This window comes from Coprobacillus sp. (assembly GCF_984815275.1).
In genome coordinates, this window is sequence record NZ_CFJNYH010000010.1 from 1 (window position 1) to 17831 (window position 17831).

Below are 17831 nucleotides of genomic sequence, written 5' to 3' on the forward strand. Positions count from 1 at the left end.
TAAACACCCTCTTTTTCAAATGTACCATCTTGTTTTTGAGTCTCTTTATATGTATACAAATCAAAACCATACTCTTTAAATAAGTTTATTAATCTATCTTGTTTATCAAAAATAGTAACATATACTTCATAAATATTTTTTCTTATAGCATAATCTATAGCAATCTTAATAAAAGCCTCACCTATTGATTTCCCATTATCTTCAACCTTGAATGTAGATATCTTAACTCTTTTTCCTTTTTGAAATGGTGTATCAAAGCTACTATAGTCTTCCTTTTCATCTTCTGTTTTAAGCATTAAAAACGCTCCTAGTTTACCATTATCCTTATAAGTCACTCTAGCAATTTCATGTTTTAACTTTTTTTTAGTTAGCCAATCATTAAACCCTTTATAATCCTGTCTTAATGAATCGAAAAATGAATCTTCATTATCAATGTTATATAGATATTCTTTTTTGATTATTGCTGGTGTTTTCAATAAAATAGAATCATACTTATTTGATAACAAGCTTAGTGCCTTAGATATTGTAAGTACTTTGTCTGATAAACCTAACTTTTCTGACTTTTTTAAAATTCCTTTATCATTCGTTATTAAATAACTAACACAGTTTCTATACACTGTATATAATAAATTATTATCTATGTATTCATGCTCATTACCATTTTTTTCACATTTTGTAATAAACTCTTGTGTAACAATTGGAATATCCTCTAATTTTTTATATATCCCTACTTTAGATAAAATAACTTGTCTTTGACGTTCATCCTTATGCTTAGATAACTCATCAATAGACATTGGATGAACACATAATTTATAATCCATTGAATCCATAAGTAATCTAGAAAGTAATTGAACATCTGGTTCTAAAATCTTTTCCCCTTCTCGATATATTAAGATATTAGTATCTAATAGAATATACTCCATATCTAATTCACCCCTTCAAGTATATTATCAAAAATAAGTAATATTTTTTTCAAATCTTCTCCATCATATTTCATTCTATAAAAATATAATGGAACATTATAAGTTTTAGAAACATAAATAGCTTGGTTTTTCTCGCTTAAAAGTAGTTTATCTATAAATTCATTATTATATTTTTTTTGATCTCTATTATATAGATTTTGCAATATTAATTCAGAGCTAGATTCAATTAATACTATTGCCTCTAAGGATAATTGTTTAAAAATATCCTTATCCAATAAAATGATATTATTATTTGGTGCTTTTAAGCAAAAATGACCATTTACTATAAATATTTCATCTTTAATTTGTGAAACCTGTTCTACTAAAATATTTTGATTTAAGTTACTATCTTTCACATATTTATTTTTACCATATGATTCTTTATTCTGTTTAGAAATTAAATCACTTGCTGAATATGAAGGAATTTTTAAAATATTAGCTAATTGATTACATATAGTTGTCTTCCCCACACCATAACTTCCTGCAATAAAAATAATCTTTTTATCCATACCCTCACCCCTCTATGTTTATAATTATATCTTTTAAATCAACATTTTCCAATTATTTTAGCCTCTAAAAAAAATAATTATTGATGACTCATTTATCTCAATTTTTTCTATATATTTATCAATTAAATATTTAATGTTTTCATCCTTCACACTCTTTTCTTCATATACTACCTTACAATTTTTATTTTTTAGAAACTCTATAATTTTATCAATAATATACGCTTCATGAAAGGACATAGATTTTTCACATTGTTTTTTATTTGCTTTTGAGCATTTCCACATATAAGTTCGTACACTTTTATCTCTATTCAAATAAGGCTTTCTTATATAAAAAGCACCACATTCACCACAAATAATTTTTCTTGCTAAAGCTGTTTCATCTTTTCTTTTACGATAACCATTTGTTTTATTGTCTTTTATTTTTCTTTGAACTTCATCAAATATTGTTTTAGAAATAATTTGTGGATGACTTCCTTCAAGCAAGTATTGATTAAAACAATCATTTACATATCTTTTCCCTGTAATTATATCCTTGCAATATGTTTTAGGACCAATAGTTTGTCCTATATACTTTTCATTGGTCAACATATCTCTTATTTTTAAATAAGACCAACTTGTTTTTCCTGATTTATTTATATATCCTCTATTTTCAAAACTTTTTGCTATTTCATACTCAGACATCCCTTCTAAGTAAAGGCTAAAAGCCTCTTTAACAATATTAGCTTGATATTCAATTATCTTAATATTATTATTTTTACTACTATATCCATATAAATTCGTCATATATACACTCCCATTTTCAAATCCTCTTTTATATGCCCATTTAATTGCATCACTCTTAATTTGAGATTCCCATTGATATATGACTGCATATATCTCATAATTAAACATTTTATCTTTAAGATCATAAATCATTTTCCCTCCTTCATTTACTACTACATCATTTTCAATTAACAACCTAATAAACTTAATTAACTCTAAACTATCTCTAGAAATTCTTGCTAATGATTTGCAAAACAATATATCTATTCCATTATTTTCTATAATGTTCTTTAACTTTAAATAATTCTTTCTATTCTTTGTTCTTAATCCACTTCCAACATCATAAAAAATTCCAATAACTATATAATCATCATTATTATAAAGCAAATTAATATAATACATTACTTGTGCATCTCCACTTGTTTGTTGTTCTTTGGAATTACTACTTATTCTACAATACGCTGCTACTCTCTTCTTCATAATAACCACCTCACATTCCAACAAAAAAAGATACAACAAATACTCTTGTTGTATCAAATTATAACACCTATATAAAAATGACTCGCACAATTGTGAGTCACAAAATTAGATTTATTGGAGCACTGTGCCAGAACGGATGTCCAGAAATCACAGTTATCCCTCCAATTAAGTAATCACTAATTTTATTTGAAAATTTCGCCAATTATTTCATCTGACATTTTCATAATATAATTAGGAACCACATCAAATTTCTTTTCATCTAAAGATGTCATTTCGTTATTTTCAACATGATAATATTCAGTTAAATAATCCCAAAAGACTTGATTCTCAACTTTTCTCCCTGTAAGATTCACTATCATTCTTAATATTTGTAATTTACTTATAGACGAGTCAGTACTGTCATATAATTTTTTTAATTCATCCTTATTTTGAATGCGTAAAAGATATGTATCATAATCAAAATCTTTTATTCTTTCTTTTATGCAAATCATACCTTTATCTAGTTTGATTTTATTAGCTATTTCTTGCTTTTTACCGCTTATCTTTTCCATAGGTTTTACATCATTGTGCTCCAGTGAAGACAAAATATTTATTGCCTCAGTTTCACTAGGCTGAGTATATTGTAGGTATTTTCTTAGATTAACAATCCTTAATAATGGATGTAAGCTTTCTTTTTCAGCGTTTTTCCTCCAGTGTCTTATTGTATAACTTACACTATCCTTAGCAATTTTCTTTTCGACTAAATTCCCACCTGTATTTTTAACAAAATAGCATTTATTCTCTACTTTTTTAAACTCATCTTTATAAATGAAATCAACAATTATATCAAAATCATGAGTAAATAACAAAATTGATTTATTTTCAAATACTGCATCTTCTTTTGTAAATAAATAATATAAAATAGCAAACTTTTTATTGTTGTCAAATGAAGATACTGGGTCATCCAATATAATTAAATCATAGTCTTTGCTTGCCTCAAGTGAAAATAACATTAATGAAATAGCGTTTTTCTCACCAAAACTTAGACTCTTTTGTGTTATTAACTCACTAGAATTTAAAGGGTTTAGGACAGTTTTAAATTTAGCATCATCACTTTCAACAATATCAATTAAATAAGGTATACCTGATATACTCAAAAAATTATTAATATATTCTTTTTTGCTTTTTACTAATAAATTCAATTTATCAGAAAAATCTTTTGTTATTGATTCTAATTCCTTTGATTTAGCCATAATTTTACTTATAGCTTCATTTATATTTTCTACATCCGCTTTTACTTCATCAGATAATTTTTCAAAGAAGTTTGGATTAAGAATATTACTCTTTAAAAAATCAATCAAAGTATTATTTTCATATTTCTTTTTTACTCCTGATATATTAATTGACCTTAAATTACACAACTTAGTTAATTCTATATCACACACTGTAATAATCTCATATATTTTTTTCAACTCTTGTTCGCTTAAATCCTCATTATTGTTAATAACCGAATTCATAATATCTATATTCTCTTCTGTCATATACTTTTCAGTTTTAGATATTACCTCTTTAATTTCGATATTTTGTTTCAATCCCGTTGCATTTACTGAATTTTTAATACTTTCACTTGTATCAATGAAATCTGTCGGTAAATCATTTAAACAAAAAGGACATTTTTGGTTTTCTTCAATAAAATCTTTTCCAGCTTGAAACCATTTTAACCACATATGATTATTATTGCTTTCCAATCTTTCTTTATACTTCATTGCTTGTTCATCCAATAATTCATCTAAATCAGCAAGTTTTCTAGCTTTAACAAACTTAGAAGTACCTTTCATTATGTATTGAATACCGTTTGCTTTTGTCTTTTTTTTCTCGATAGGTACATTAATTTTTAATGCTTCTAATTCTTCAATGATTGTTTTTGTGTTCGTGTTATTTATACTAGCAATCAAGTCCACAAACATAGTATCTATTTTCTTTTTCCCAAATTTGTATTCGTCAGTATTAATCATTATTTCAAAACTATTATTTGCTAAATCATCTTTAAATAGATAATCATCTACATAGTCCTGATTAAATACAATTACACTTGAAATATCTTCACTGATAGAAACAGTAGGTTCAATTTCACTTCCATATGTTCTCAATTTATTCAAATCTTCACCTTTAACAGAAAGTTCAATACCTTTAGAAATTGTGCTTTTTCCTGAACCATTGATTCCATACTTAATATTTACAACATTTTTCTTTAGTTCAATTTTACCCTCAGTAATAACACCTAAATTTTCTACTTTAATCTCCATAATTTCCTCCACAGTTATTCTTATATAAACATTATAACGCTGAATTACAAATATTACTATTTTATTTGAATTATCTTGCGACAAAGATCAAGATTAATTAATTATTCTAAAAGCTTTGTTTATTACGCAATGCCTTTTTATATTAGTTCAATTTTGTAAAAGTTCTTTATTTGTTTATAGTAAGTTTTATCCTCATTTTTTTGTGATATACTTTAAAATCTCTAATTATTACAGAATACTAGAGGTTTTTTATTAAAAAAGGAGGACAAAATTATGTCAATTAAAGAAAACATCAAACTGGAAATTTTAAAGCGTTTGGAAGGAGGTGAACCCATTGATAATTTGACCAAAGAATATGGTGTAAGCAGAAGCTCTATTTATCAGTGGAGAAGTGATAATGCACCTAAATCTGTAGATAATTTCAACATATCTGCAAGAGAAATTTATCTACTTCGAAAAGAAGTAGAATCTCTTCGTCAAACTATAAAAATTTATGATGCAACACAATGTGTAAAATCAATGCCATTATCACAGAAGTTAGAAGCTATGAAAAAGGTAGAAAAGCAATTTACTCATGCTTCCCTGTGCAAAACACTGGATGTAAAAAAAGGGACTTTTTTAAATCATCTCTATAGAAAAGTTGAAATTTCGCAAATCCAGCAAACTGATGAAATATATAAAATAAAATTGCTAGAATTATTTAGCTTAACAGAAGGAAAACTTGGCGCTAAAAAGTTATCTGCATTAATGAAAAATGAAGGCTATTTATGTTGTGAAAAGCGAGTATCAAGATTAATGAAGGAATTAGATATCAAATGCACCAGAACAAAACGAGCTAATAGAATTACAATTCCACGAAAAGGCTCAAATCCTGCCCTTAAAGATTTATTAAAAAGGGATTTTTATCCTGAACATCCAAATAGAGTATGGGTTAGTGATTTTTCACAGTTCAATGTTGATTATGAGCAAAAATATTATATATGTGTTATTATCGACTTGTTCTCAAGAAAAGTCATTAGTTATTCTATCGCAAACCATTTAAGAACTGAACTCTTGGTACATACATTTGATCAAGCAATTGAAATAAGACAGCCCTATTATGAAGAACTGATTTTCCACAGTGATCAAGGTTGTCAACTCACTGAATTTGATTTTAGGAAAAAACTTGAATTAATAAAAGTAAAACAATCCTTTTCAAAACCCGGCACTCCATATGATAACGCAGTCATTGAATCCTTTTTTTCTTGTTTAAAAAGAGAACAGCTATATGTAGAAGAAATCAGTAACTTTGAAGATTTACTATATCATGTTGGATATTATATTGATTTTTATAATAATAGACGTCCACATCAAACTTTGGGGTACAAAACACCTGCACAAGTAGAGTCAGATTACGCTTCAAATCATGATTAACAATCAAAAAAAGGGGAGAATAAAATCTCCTTTTAAAAAATGGCAAATAAAAAACAATATTTTGAGTTGTCCAGTTTTTAGGTTCAAAATATCGTTGGTATCTCATTTGGTGGAGGCGGCGGGAATCGAACCCGCGTCCAAAAGCCGTCCCATATGAAGCGTCTACAGCTTATCTTGTGGAATGAATTTAACTAAGCTACGATCCACAAGCAGTCCTTCACTTAGCGATTCTGTAAATTTTCATGACATAAGTCCAGACTCCTTATATCCTTATCCTATGAGTTATGTTACCAGTTAAATAGCTATAGGCACGCTAAATAATGGCAGCTTTCTCGTCTATGTCGACTAAGCGAAAGCGTAATTAGTTTGTCTGTTTCCAGATATTTTTTTGTGCATGTAACGTGTGCCCACGGCTGCAACTTCATTCAAACTGACCCCTGTCGAATCCAAGACGCCCCCATTAATAAGCATGTTTCAATGCTTTTTCAATATCGCGTTTAGAATCTTTTTCTTTAAGATCCTGACGTTTGTCATATAATTTCTTACCTCTTGCTAAAGCAATTTCTACTTTCAGTTTAGATGTATTGAAATATAACTTTGTAGGTACAATCGTTAAACCATTTTCCTTAAGCTCTTTTTGCAATTTTTTAATTTCTTTTTTATGCAATAAGAGTTTTCTTTGACGAAGTGGTTCATGGTTAAAACGATTTCCTTGCTCATAAGGAGCGATATGCATGTTATCAATAAAAGCTTCATCATTTCTAATACGAATAAATGAATCTTTTAAATTTACACTTCCCTTACGAATAGATTTAATTTCTGTTCCTTGTAATTCTATACCAGCTTCATAAGTATCTAATATAAAATAATCATGATAAGCTTTCTTATTTTGTGCAACGATTTTCATACATATCAACCCCTTTCTATCTTCTTTTTCTTGGAAATCTCTTTGACTTATTTATTTTACCCTTTTTTCTAGGATTTGTCTTTACTTTTTTGTCGTTTATCTGAATTGTTTTCTTCTTTTTAATTCTAGCTTTCTGACCTACCAATTCAAAATCAATCGTACGGTCTTTTTTACTACAAGAAATAACTTTGACTTTCACTTTGTCAGATAATTTGTATGTCTTTCCTGTCATTTCTCCAACTAGCATTAAATTCTTTTCATCATAATGATAATAATCATCAGTCAATTCAGTCATATGAACCAAACCATCTATTGTATTTGGTAATTCAACAAAGAATCCAAACTGTGTAACAGAAGAAATCATTCCTTCAAATTCTTCACCTATATGATAAGACATGTATTCAGCCATCTTCATATCAGTCACTTCACGCTCAATATCAATAGCTTCTCTTTCTCTAAAAGAAGATTGTTCAGCCAATAAAGGTATAACTTCTTCAAAATGGGCAGTTGCTTCATAGTTTTGATCAAATAAGAAGTTTCTAATACATCTATGTACCAATAAATCCGGATAACGACGGATTGGTGATGTAAAATGTGTATAATACTCATCCGCTAACCCAAAATGTCCTAAACATTGTCTATCATATCTTGCTTTTTGCATACAACGTAACAATAAAGTAGATATAATTGTATGTTCTTCTGTTCCCTTAGAAGCATCAACAATTGCACTTAATTCATTAGGATAAACATGTTCCAATGAACCTTTTATAGTATAACCTAATGGCTTAACAATAGAAACAAACTGTTGAAGTTTCTTCAATTTAGGATGCTCATGAACACGATAAATAAAAGGTAAATCCATCCATTTAAAATGTTGAGCGACAGTTTCGTTAGCACGTAGCATAAACTCTTCAATGATTTTATCTGATGCGCCACGAGTTCTTGGAACAATATCTATAGGTTTCCCTTTATCATCAACAAGCACTTTAGCTTCATTAACATCAAAATCAATGGCACCACGCTCATCCCTTTTGCTTCTTAATAGTAGTGCAAGTTCCTGCATTAAGAAAAATAATGGAACAACCTCTTGATATTGTTGTTGAACATGAACATCACCATCTAAAATCTTATTCACATTATTATATGTCATGCGATATGAAGAGTGAATAACTGTTGGTTGTATATCATGATTCACAACTTCACCATTGTTATCAATCTCCATAATACAACTTATTGTATAACGATCAGTATTTGGATTTAATGAACAGATCCCATTAGATAACTTATGTGGTAACATTGGAATAACTCTATCAACCAAATAAATCGAAGTTCCACGTTTAACAGCTTCTTTATCTAAAGGCGAACCCTCTGTTACATAGTATGAAACATCTGCAATATGTACACCTAACTGATAATGACCATTAGCTAGTTTCTTTAACGAAATTGCATCATCTAAATCTTTAGCATCATCACCATCAATAGTTACAATCATTTCACTTCTTAAGTCTACACGATTTTGAATATCTGTGGGATCAATTTCATCATTAATTGCCTCAATCTGTTCATACACTTCTTTTGGAAACTCAATATCAACATCATGAGCATGAACAATAGATAAAATATCTACTCCTGGATCATTACGATGCCCAATAACTTTAACAATATTCCCTTTAATCTGTGGCTTATATGTTTTAATTTCCACTACAACCTTATGTCCTGGAACTGCCCCATGAAGATGGGCAGAATCTACGAATATTGGTTGATTAAATTTTGCATCATCAACATCTACATAACAATCCCTTTTACCTCTTTTCACTTCACCAACATAACGCATTTGTCCACGCTTAATCACACGAACAACACGACCTTCTTCACGACTCCCATGTGAAGGTATTTTTTCAATTAATACCGTGTCTTTATCAAAAGCATCTTTCATGTTGTTTTCATGAATATAGAATTCTCTTTCTTCATCTACTTTGACAAAAGCAAATCCTTTCTTATTCATTTGGACTGTACCACTATAAAAATGTAACTGATTAATTAAATAATAATCATTCAATCGACTTCTCATAATAAGACCTTCATCTTCCATACTATTGATTAATTTAATAAAAGTAATATAGTCTTCTGTAGAAGTCATACCAAAATGTTCAGCTAATTCATCCATTTTTCTTCTTGTATATGTTTGATCTTCTAATAATTGTAAAATTTCTTCTTTCATAAATTCACCTCCTTAGTTAGTTTACCCAAATCAAATAAAAATAGGACACATAGTGCCCTATTGATTTAACCCATTCTAATTAAAATTGCAAGCACGAAGAACGCAACTGCAAGTCCAACTGTCATTCTAGAAAGTACCAAATCAGCTCCTCTTTCTTTCTGTTGAGCAAAAAGATTAGAACTTTGTCCTGTTAAGGCATTGACGATACCATCAGATTTACCACTTTGTAATAGGCATACAATAATGAGAGCAACTGAAACAATCATTAATAATATATTTAAAATCATTTGAGTACCTCCTTTTCTTAAAACTTTTTATACACTAGCATTGCTATGATACCATAAGCCTTATAAAAATACAATATATTTTTATTGAAGTTTTCTTAAAGAGAACAATACTTTAAAAGACTTTTATTTCCTTCATAAATATTTTCATTAAGATTGGTGCACATACCAAATAGAAACACAAGTTTCCTACTGCATGAAATGTATCAAATAAAATACCTGTTGTATAATAAGCAAAAAACAAACCTGGTCCTCCTATCATTAACTGCTCTAATGAAACAATAAAACCAAAAACGTATCCCATAAAAAATGCAAAAATAGACATCACTAAAAGAGAAGGGTCTGTTTTTATTTTTTTATAAAAATCAACTATAATCTCAGTTAATAAACAAATAATAATCCATGCAAAAATCTGAAAAAATGTCCACGTTCCCATCCCTAAGAAAACATTAGAGACAACAGTTGTTACAATCGTTAATTTAATACCAAAAGCCAAGCCAAAAATCATTACTGATATAATAATGATAGATGTAACAGGCTTAAAATTAGGAAGTGCTTGAAGTGCTATTCTTGAAGCTATATTAACTGCTGCAAGTATGCCAATTAAACTAATCTCTTGAACTTTACTCAGCTTTGTCATAAATCCATTCAACCTTATCATTAACTTTTAATTGATATTGTCCAGCTCCAACACCAGGATACTCTCCATTCACTTTATACTTCCATCCTGACATAACTCCATAATCTCTTTCTGAGAGACCACTAATTGCTTTGACATATACAGTTATCCCCGCTCCAGTCGTTTTGAGAGAAATGCCTTTATTGGTGCATAATGTTTTTAATACATCAAATGCATTTTGATTGTTATATTCAATAACTCCTGCTGCTATAGTTCCATCAACACCAACAACTGAAACATTTATACCAGTCTGAGATTCATTTTGTTGTTTATTATCTGATGGTGGGTTCTGTTGTGATTGATGAGTATTTTCCACAGAACTCTTATTAGTGGTTGATGGTTGAGTAGGCTTTTGTTCATGAGAAGACTGATCTTCGCTCTGATTTTCTTTTTCAACAATCTTTTCTTGATCTTGAGGAATTGATTCTGTTATTTCTTTGCTAGTAGTTAATGTTTTTGTTGATTGAGCATTCATATTATATAAAGTTATAATTCCAATCAGCATAAATCCCAATACAACAAACTGTATAACATACTTTTTTGTTTTATTCATTGCTAGCCCTTCTTCCTAAATATTGATATAGCAACTTTTAACATTCCTAAAACAACGACACCACCAGCAACAATCAGTCCATATTTAAAATATGGATTCTCATTACTTACTTCTTGTTTGTTTTCAACAGTATATTTTTTCTCCAATGGTTGACTATTGTCTTGAGTTTTTGACAAATCATTTATTTCAAGTAATTCATGATTATTTGATATTTGTTTATTAATCTGTGGAGACTTTATAATCAAATTCTGAATTGGTTTCTTTGATGAAGAACTTTCCACATTATCCTCTTGCTTTGGGATGTCTTGACTTGGTTTCTCATCAGGTTTAATCGAATCTTGTAAACTGAGATATGTATGTTTAAGTTTTGTCATAACATTACCATTATAATAATTTCCTAATGTCCAAGCTGCCTGCTGAGTTGCAAATTGATTATATATTTGATTATTCCAGCCAAAAGTTCCTTCACTATTTTGAAACTTTAATAAGATATCAACAACATCCTTATGATAAATACCATTGTCTAACCCTCTTTTATCATAACTAATAAGTCCCAATAAAACATTTGCTTGCGTATTTGTATTTGGAAAAACATCCCAATCATTTTTCTCTATTCCAAATGTACCATTTGATTGCTGTTGTGATTGAAAATACTGAATTGACTTTTGTAAAACTGATTGATATTTTGTTTTATTGACCAACGATAAAGCATCAACTACCCACCCTGTTGTATCTAAATCCTCAAAACCAGGATATCCAAATGCTCCATCTTGATTTTGCATTAATGCAAGTTGATCTGCAGCAATATCTAATTTCTCTGAATTGACTGCATATAAAGCATAGACACACCAAACTTGAAAATTAGCAGTAATAGGCGTTTTCTTTGAAATTGTGCCATCATTTTGCACATATGATTCTAAAAGTGCAACCAAGTCTTTTCCATTGACATTTCTTGGATTTTTATTTTCTGCTAACAAACTTAAAATGATTTGAGCCAATTCAGATTCATATAATTCTTCGTATTTCATAGATTCTAAATCCAAAGTTTGAAAGTCTTTTATATTCAATCCTAAAGCTTCAATAGATATATAATCATAATAATCATCTATAGTATCCTTATTTTTATAAGATGAATAAAGAGATTGATAACTTTGTTTTCTTCTTTTCATATTCTCTTGATTATTTTTTTCAACAAGCTCTTCATATTCTTGTTTTGCATGTTTAAAAAAATCACCATTCATATAACTACCAATTGTTAATGCTGCTGTAGCTGTTGTTCTGGCATTAAATGAACTTTTTGAAAAACTTCCATCACTTGCTTGATAATCTAATAGATAATCATATGGATGATTTCCATTCACACTATATTTCATGCCTTTAAGACCTGTCTCATCATATGCAAGTAAGCCTAAAATTGCTGATGCCTGAGTATCAGGGTTTCCACTTCCATATTGATATGCCTTATATCCACTATCATCTTGCTGCAATGACTTCATAAATTGTATTGCATGCTGTATAACACTTTCGTATTTGTTCTTATTAACTAAACATAGGGCTTGAATAACTTGTCCTGTTGTGTCAACATCTGTATATCCATAGCCACCAAAACCTCCATCACTTGCTTGTTGTGAAACAAGATAATCACAAACTTTTTCTAGATGTGATGATTCAACAATATATAATGCCCACACAACCCATGGCAATGTATACCCATCAATTACCCAACCTGCATTTTCTAAAGAGCCATCATCTTGTATGTAAGTTTCTAAAGTCTCTACGACATTTATTCCATTAACATCTCTTGGGTCAATGCCACTTACTGACATAGCAATAATACTTTTTGATAAATCAGAGAATTTTAATTTTTTAAAATCTTGATTTTTTAAATCAAGAATTGAAAAATAATCTTCTACTTCTAATCCAAGTGCCTCAACAGCCATAATTTCTTCTGGTGTTGTTAATACATGACTTTGCTGATAATAATTCTTAAGCTTGAGATAAGCCTCTGATTTTGTATTAGCCGCATATGTAAAAGTTAATGTACTGCTTAATACAAATAAAAACGTTGATATAACTAATAATACTTTTTTCATGTCTTCCTCCCTAATAAATAGGTCTAGACTAAAAAATAGGACGCACTCGTCCTAGGTCATTCTAGAACTACTTTATACTCCGTAAAGTGTATTCTTAGATGTTGGCTTGTATTCCGGCTCAAGTTCTACGTCTTTGCGTCTTCCCAGTTTCCCAGTGACATGCTTGCATTAACTCCCTCTTACGGCTGCGGGACAGCTCAGGTTTTCCACCTGATTCCAATTTAATCTCATATTGTTTATATGATAACCAACAAATTTATAAACTTTTACGTGCTCATTATATAATATCCCTCTTATTTAATAAAGAAAAAGAACGCAAAATAACTCATTCTTTCTTAGTTAATAACTTTTTATATGACTTATCTATCATAAAGGCACCTAAAGGCGCAGTGATTAAAATAGCTAAAACAGCAACTGTCAAAACGATATGACCACAAGACAATCCCATAGCCAGTGGAACTCCACCAATTGCAGCTTGAACTGTTGCTTTAGGAGTATAACCTATTACACAAAACAATCTTTCCTTTACGTTTAAGTCTGTTTTTATAAGACATATCAAAACTCCAATCATCCTAAAAAGCAATACACCTAAAATTAAGATAACAGCAGTTATTCCTGCAGACAAAGCATAGGAAATATCGACAGTCACTCCAACGAGAACAAAAAGAATGATTTCTGCAGCAACCCATAATTTATTAAACTTGATAGATAATCTTATAGCCATAGTTTCTCGCTTTTTTTGCAAAGCAATCCCCATTCCCATAATAGAAATTAATGCTGAAAAAGGAATAACAGAAGAAAAATTATCCTCTAATGAAACAAGAACAAAGCCTAGACATAGCAAAATAATCACTTTCGCAGTATCTCGAACATTTATTTTCTCAAAGAATTTAGCCAAAATAAAACCTATAACACAGCCAATAATTATACCTAATAGAATTGAGATTGGAATATTAATAAAACTTTGTATAGATACTGAATTTCCTTGTGCTAAGCCTGTAAAGGCTGAAAACATAACAATCACAAAAACATCATCAACTGAAGCTCCTGCCAAGATTAATTGTGGTATACTCTTTTGAGTTCCATAATCTTCTTCCATTAACTTAAGCATTTTCGGAACAATAACTGCTGGTGAAACAGCACCAACAACCGCTCCCATAATTGCTGCATCAATGACTGAAATTCCTAATAACTGAGGTGCAAGTATAACCATTCCTATCATTTCAAAACATGCTGGAACAAAACACATGAATATGGCTGGACGTCCTACTTTTTTAAAATCATTGAGATCTAAGGATAAACCTGCTCTCATAAGAATAATAATTAATGCAATTCTTCTTAAATCTGATGATATATTTAAAATAGAATTATCTATCAGATTCAACACATATGGTCCTAAAATCATTCCAGTTAAAATCATTCCTAGTAGACTTGGTAATTTCAGTTTTTTACAAATCCAGCCTGTAAACATTCCTAATAATAATATATAAGCAATACTTAATAACATAAATTTCCTCCTTTATCATACAAAAAAACTGATGATTTCCACATTAAAAAAATGCAGAAGTCATCAGCATGTAGCGGTTTTAGTTCTTAAACTAAGGGAGACATTCATTCCCTTGCTATAGTATAAAGGTCTTTATATGCTTTTGTCAATATAGAAAAAAGGAATAAAATCATCATTTATTCCTCCATAACAACCACACTAAATTTTTGATCTTTTTCAATGAGAGTCACTGTTGTTGTATACTCTTCAACATTCAAAATAGAATTCAGTTCTTCAAAATATACAGTTATTTTTATATCATAATAACTATAATCTTCAAGACCTGATAAAGCAACATTTGAAGGTTCATTAGAAATAATACTATATTTAATGACTTCTTGTGTATTTGTTTTGTTTGTAATCAAAGTATTTACATTCTTATAATATGCAGCTTTTGCATAAGCAGTAAAATCATCTTTCTTATCCGTATAAAAATAATCAATTCCACCAATTTGATTCACTACCTTATTAGAGAGTGTAAAATAATCTGTTATAAAATATGCAGCAACCAATTGTCTAATATCTTCTTTTTTATTTCTACTGACTGCAGTTTTTAACTGATTATATATATTACTCATTAAAGGGGTTTCATGAGCAACTTCTTTGTATTCGATCGTTTGTTCAGGTTTATTTGTTTTAGGAGTATTATCTTTATTAATAAAGAATACTAATGAAAAAACAATAGCAACCACTATCAGAAAGACTACAGCGTATTTCTTTTTAGCTTTTTCAACAATACGACGATATGGTTTTGTATCTTTAATGGATGGCAAATACTCACTCTTTATAAAGATATTCATGATTGTTAATACTGGTTTGTATTTACGATCAATCATATTTGTTGCTTCAACAAAGACTTCAAAGAATAACATTAATGTTAAAAAGAGGATTGTGGCAGCAATCTTATCATATAAATATATATATGAGCATAATGAGAAAAGAATTGTCACAGTATATAAAATCAAAACACTTTTTGTTTGACCTAATTCTAAAGAGAACATTAATTTATGATGTAAATGATTCTTATCTGCTTCACTAAAACTTTTATGATGAACCTTTCTCCTAATAATTGCTATAATTGTATCCATAATAGGAACCATTAATACAACAATAGGAGCTCCTAATGTAAAGAAAGATGAACTTTTATACCCAAAACCTAACAATGAAATAACTGCAATCATAAATCCTATAAATAAGGCTCCACAGTCACCTAGAAATACAGAGGCAGGATGAAAATTATAGACTAAGAAACCACCAATAGCTCCTGCTAATAATAGAGATAATGATGAGATATCTGTACGACCATAAGTCAAAGAGGTTAATGAGATTGTCACAAGAACTATAATTGAAATACCACCACATAAACCATCTAATCCATCAATCAGATTAACTGCGTTACTTATCCCAACAATCCATCCAATTGTGACTATAATAGCAATCACATGTGATATATTTGATGGGAGAAAAGGTATAATTGCTCCCTTTAATGAAATATCACCATAAATAATAACAACCAGTGCTGCAACAATTTGTCCCAACATTTTAAGTTTAGGTGATAAGTCATGAATATCATCATAAAATCCAGTTAAAAATATAATAAAACCACCAATAAGAATTGCATTAATTTGAGTATCTGTTTTTAAGAATATCATAGTTCCAATTAAGAAACTGGCATAAATAGCATAACCTCCTGTTCTTGCTATTGTTCCTTTATGAATAGTACGTTTATTTGTATGAGCAATGATACCAAGTTGTTTTGATATTTTGCTGACAAATGGTACTAGTATAAGACTGACAATAAAAGTCATAATAAATGATAAACAAATTTCTAAACTCATATCATTGCTCCTTTCTCTATGTATTATAGTACAAAATGAAAGAAATTTATAGAAAATCTTTTTTACGCTTAAATATTTCAAGTAAAAATGCTATAATGTGGTTGCACAAGGAGGAAAACGAAAATGCATAAATTAGGTATTTCTGTATACCCAGATAAAACACCACGTGATGAGGTATACACATATTTAGAAAAAGCTGCTCAATTGGGATATAGCAGAATTTTCACTTGTTTTTTATCTATTCCTGAAGATCAAAGGGAAACATATTTGGTTGAATTTAAAGAATTCATGGATAAAGCTCATGAATTAGGATTTGAAGTTGCTGCTGATACAAATCCTGAAGTTTTTACTTTAATTGGAGCAACTCCTGATAACTTAAAACCTTTTTATGATTTAGGACTTGATATTATTAGAATGGATGGAAACTTTGGGACACAAGGAGATATTCAATTAACACGTAATCCATATGGTATTAAAATTGAATTTAATGCAAGTATGGATATGGGTGTTGAACTTTTAATTAATAAGGGTGGAAACAAAGACCAAATGACTATGTGTCATAACTTCTTCCCAGAACGTTATACTGGTATGGATTTTGACTTATTTATGGAGTATAACAGTTATTGGAAAGAATTAAATTTACACACTGCTGCATTTGTTTCATCAAATAATGAAAATACAATTGGACCTTGGCAAGTTTTCTGTGGATTACCAACAGTTGAAATTATGAGAGGTTTACCAATTGATTTACAAGCTCGTTATCTATTAGCAACTGGCGATGTTGATGATATTCTTATTGGAAATTATCCAGCAAGTGATGAAGAATTAGAAGCTTTATCTAAAGTTAATCTTCAAGCAATTGAAATGAAAGTAGATGAAGCTGAAGGTATTTCAGATAATGAAAAAATGATTATGTTTGATTATGCACCACATTGGGATCGTTATGATCATTCTTCATTTATGTTACGTTCTTCTATGCCAAGAGTTTGGTTTAAAGAACAAAAGAGTATTCAAGATGCATCAGTTGCAACTGCAACTGATAAAAATATTGAATCACAATCAATTCCTTATAGAGATCCAGGTAAAAAAGTCTTTACACGTGGAGACGTCTTGATTGTTAATGATAACCTAGCTCATTATCGTGGTGAACTAGAAATCGTACTTACAGAAATTCCAAATGATGGTGAACGTAATTTAGTTGCGACTATTAAACCTGAAGAGTTAATGCTATTAGATTTCATTAAACCAGGACATCATTTTAAAATTTTAAAATAGAAAATATATAGGTCTGAGATAAAA

At 29.4% G+C, this 17831-nt stretch carries 14 protein-coding genes, 1 other RNA gene and 2 riboswitches; of the genes, 2 read left to right on the forward strand and 13 right to left on the reverse strand.

All coding sequences use genetic code 11. From position 1 onward, the window contains the following. The 4 genes from AC5M21_RS05140 to AC5M21_RS05155 all read right to left on the reverse strand — a co-directional run. On the reverse strand, positions 1-923 hold a 923-nt coding region (locus AC5M21_RS05140), incomplete at its 3' end, for a GNAT family N-acetyltransferase (RefSeq protein ID WP_493531474.1). A 2-nt stretch (positions 924-925) separates the two neighbouring features. Continuing rightward, positions 926-1471 carry an ATP-binding protein gene (locus tag AC5M21_RS05145; RefSeq protein WP_117769118.1) on the reverse strand — a complete coding sequence of 182 codons (546 nt, stop codon included), beginning with the start codon at positions 1469-1471 and terminating at the stop codon, positions 926-928. Positions 1472-1528: 57 nt separating this feature from the next. Then, positions 1529-2713 (reverse strand): recombinase family protein, encoded by a 1185-nt coding sequence (locus tag AC5M21_RS05150; protein ID WP_493531475.1) that lies wholly within the window; start codon positions 2711-2713, stop codon positions 1529-1531. 182 nt (positions 2714-2895) lie between these two features. Further along, on the reverse strand, positions 2896-5082 hold the full coding sequence (locus AC5M21_RS05155; protein ID WP_282767593.1) for an AAA family ATPase: 2187 nt from the start codon (positions 5080-5082) through the stop codon (positions 2896-2898). A 189-nt stretch (positions 5083-5271) separates the two neighbouring features. Between AC5M21_RS05155 and AC5M21_RS05160 the strand changes: the two genes are divergently transcribed. After that, positions 5272-6411 (forward strand): IS3 family transposase, encoded by a 1140-nt coding sequence (locus AC5M21_RS05160; protein ID WP_117769115.1) that lies wholly within the window; start codon positions 5272-5274, stop codon positions 6409-6411. 107 nt (positions 6412-6518) lie between these two features. On the opposite strand, the gene ssrA is transcribed toward AC5M21_RS05160, so the two are convergent. From ssrA to AC5M21_RS05205, 9 genes are all read right to left on the reverse strand, one after another. Beyond that, positions 6519-6870: a transfer-messenger RNA gene (gene ssrA / locus AC5M21_RS05165) on the reverse strand. A 1-nt stretch (position 6871) separates the two neighbouring features. Beyond that, on the reverse strand, positions 6872-7318 hold the full coding sequence (gene smpB / locus AC5M21_RS05170) for an SsrA-binding protein SmpB (RefSeq protein ID WP_054325213.1): 447 nt from the start codon (positions 7316-7318) through the stop codon (positions 6872-6874). A 16-nt stretch (positions 7319-7334) separates the two neighbouring features. Further along, entirely contained in the window at positions 7335-9539 is a 2205-nt protein-coding gene (rnr, locus tag AC5M21_RS05175) for a ribonuclease R (protein WP_054325214.1), read from the reverse strand. Positions 9540-9604: 65 nt separating this feature from the next. After that, positions 9605-9826: a preprotein translocase subunit SecG gene (gene secG / locus AC5M21_RS05180; protein WP_008789088.1), complete on the reverse strand. Its 222-nt coding sequence runs from the start codon at positions 9824-9826 to the stop codon at positions 9605-9607. A 112-nt stretch (positions 9827-9938) separates the two neighbouring features. After that, positions 9939-10463, reverse strand: coding sequence for a hypothetical protein (locus tag AC5M21_RS05185; RefSeq protein WP_008789087.1), 525 nt, complete (start codon positions 10461-10463; stop codon positions 9939-9941). Next, entirely contained in the window at positions 10447-11055 is a 609-nt protein-coding gene (locus AC5M21_RS05190; protein ID WP_054325215.1) for a DUF4430 domain-containing protein, read from the reverse strand. Before AC5M21_RS05190 ends, AC5M21_RS05185 begins: the two co-directional genes overlap by 17 nt. 2 nt (positions 11056-11057) lie before the next feature. Further along, the gene (locus AC5M21_RS05195; RefSeq protein ID WP_117769114.1) at positions 11058-13148 is read right to left on the reverse strand and encodes a prenyltransferase/squalene oxidase repeat-containing protein; all 2091 of its coding nucleotides are present in this window, start codon (positions 13146-13148) and stop codon (positions 11058-11060) included. 86 nt (positions 13149-13234) lie between these two features. Further along, a riboswitch (cobalamin riboswitch) is annotated at positions 13235-13415 on the reverse strand. 58 nt (positions 13416-13473) lie between these two features. Then, complete coding sequence (locus AC5M21_RS05200) at positions 13474-14655, reverse strand: cation:proton antiporter (RefSeq protein WP_054688779.1); 1182 nt, start codon at positions 14653-14655, stop codon at positions 13474-13476. 47 nt (positions 14656-14702) lie between these two features. Next, positions 14703-14776: riboswitch (Fluoride riboswitch) on the reverse strand. 55 nt (positions 14777-14831) lie between these two features. Continuing rightward, positions 14832-16532, reverse strand: a complete 1701-nt coding sequence (locus AC5M21_RS05205) for an MraY family glycosyltransferase (RefSeq protein ID WP_008789083.1) — start codon at positions 16530-16532, stop codon at positions 14832-14834. A gap of 123 nt (positions 16533-16655) precedes the next feature. Here AC5M21_RS05205 and AC5M21_RS05210 point away from each other — a divergent pair, with 123 nt between their 5' ends. Further along, entirely contained in the window at positions 16656-17807 is a 1152-nt protein-coding gene (locus AC5M21_RS05210; protein ID WP_008789082.1) for a DUF871 domain-containing protein, read from the forward strand. Positions 17808-17831 lie beyond the last annotated feature (24 nt).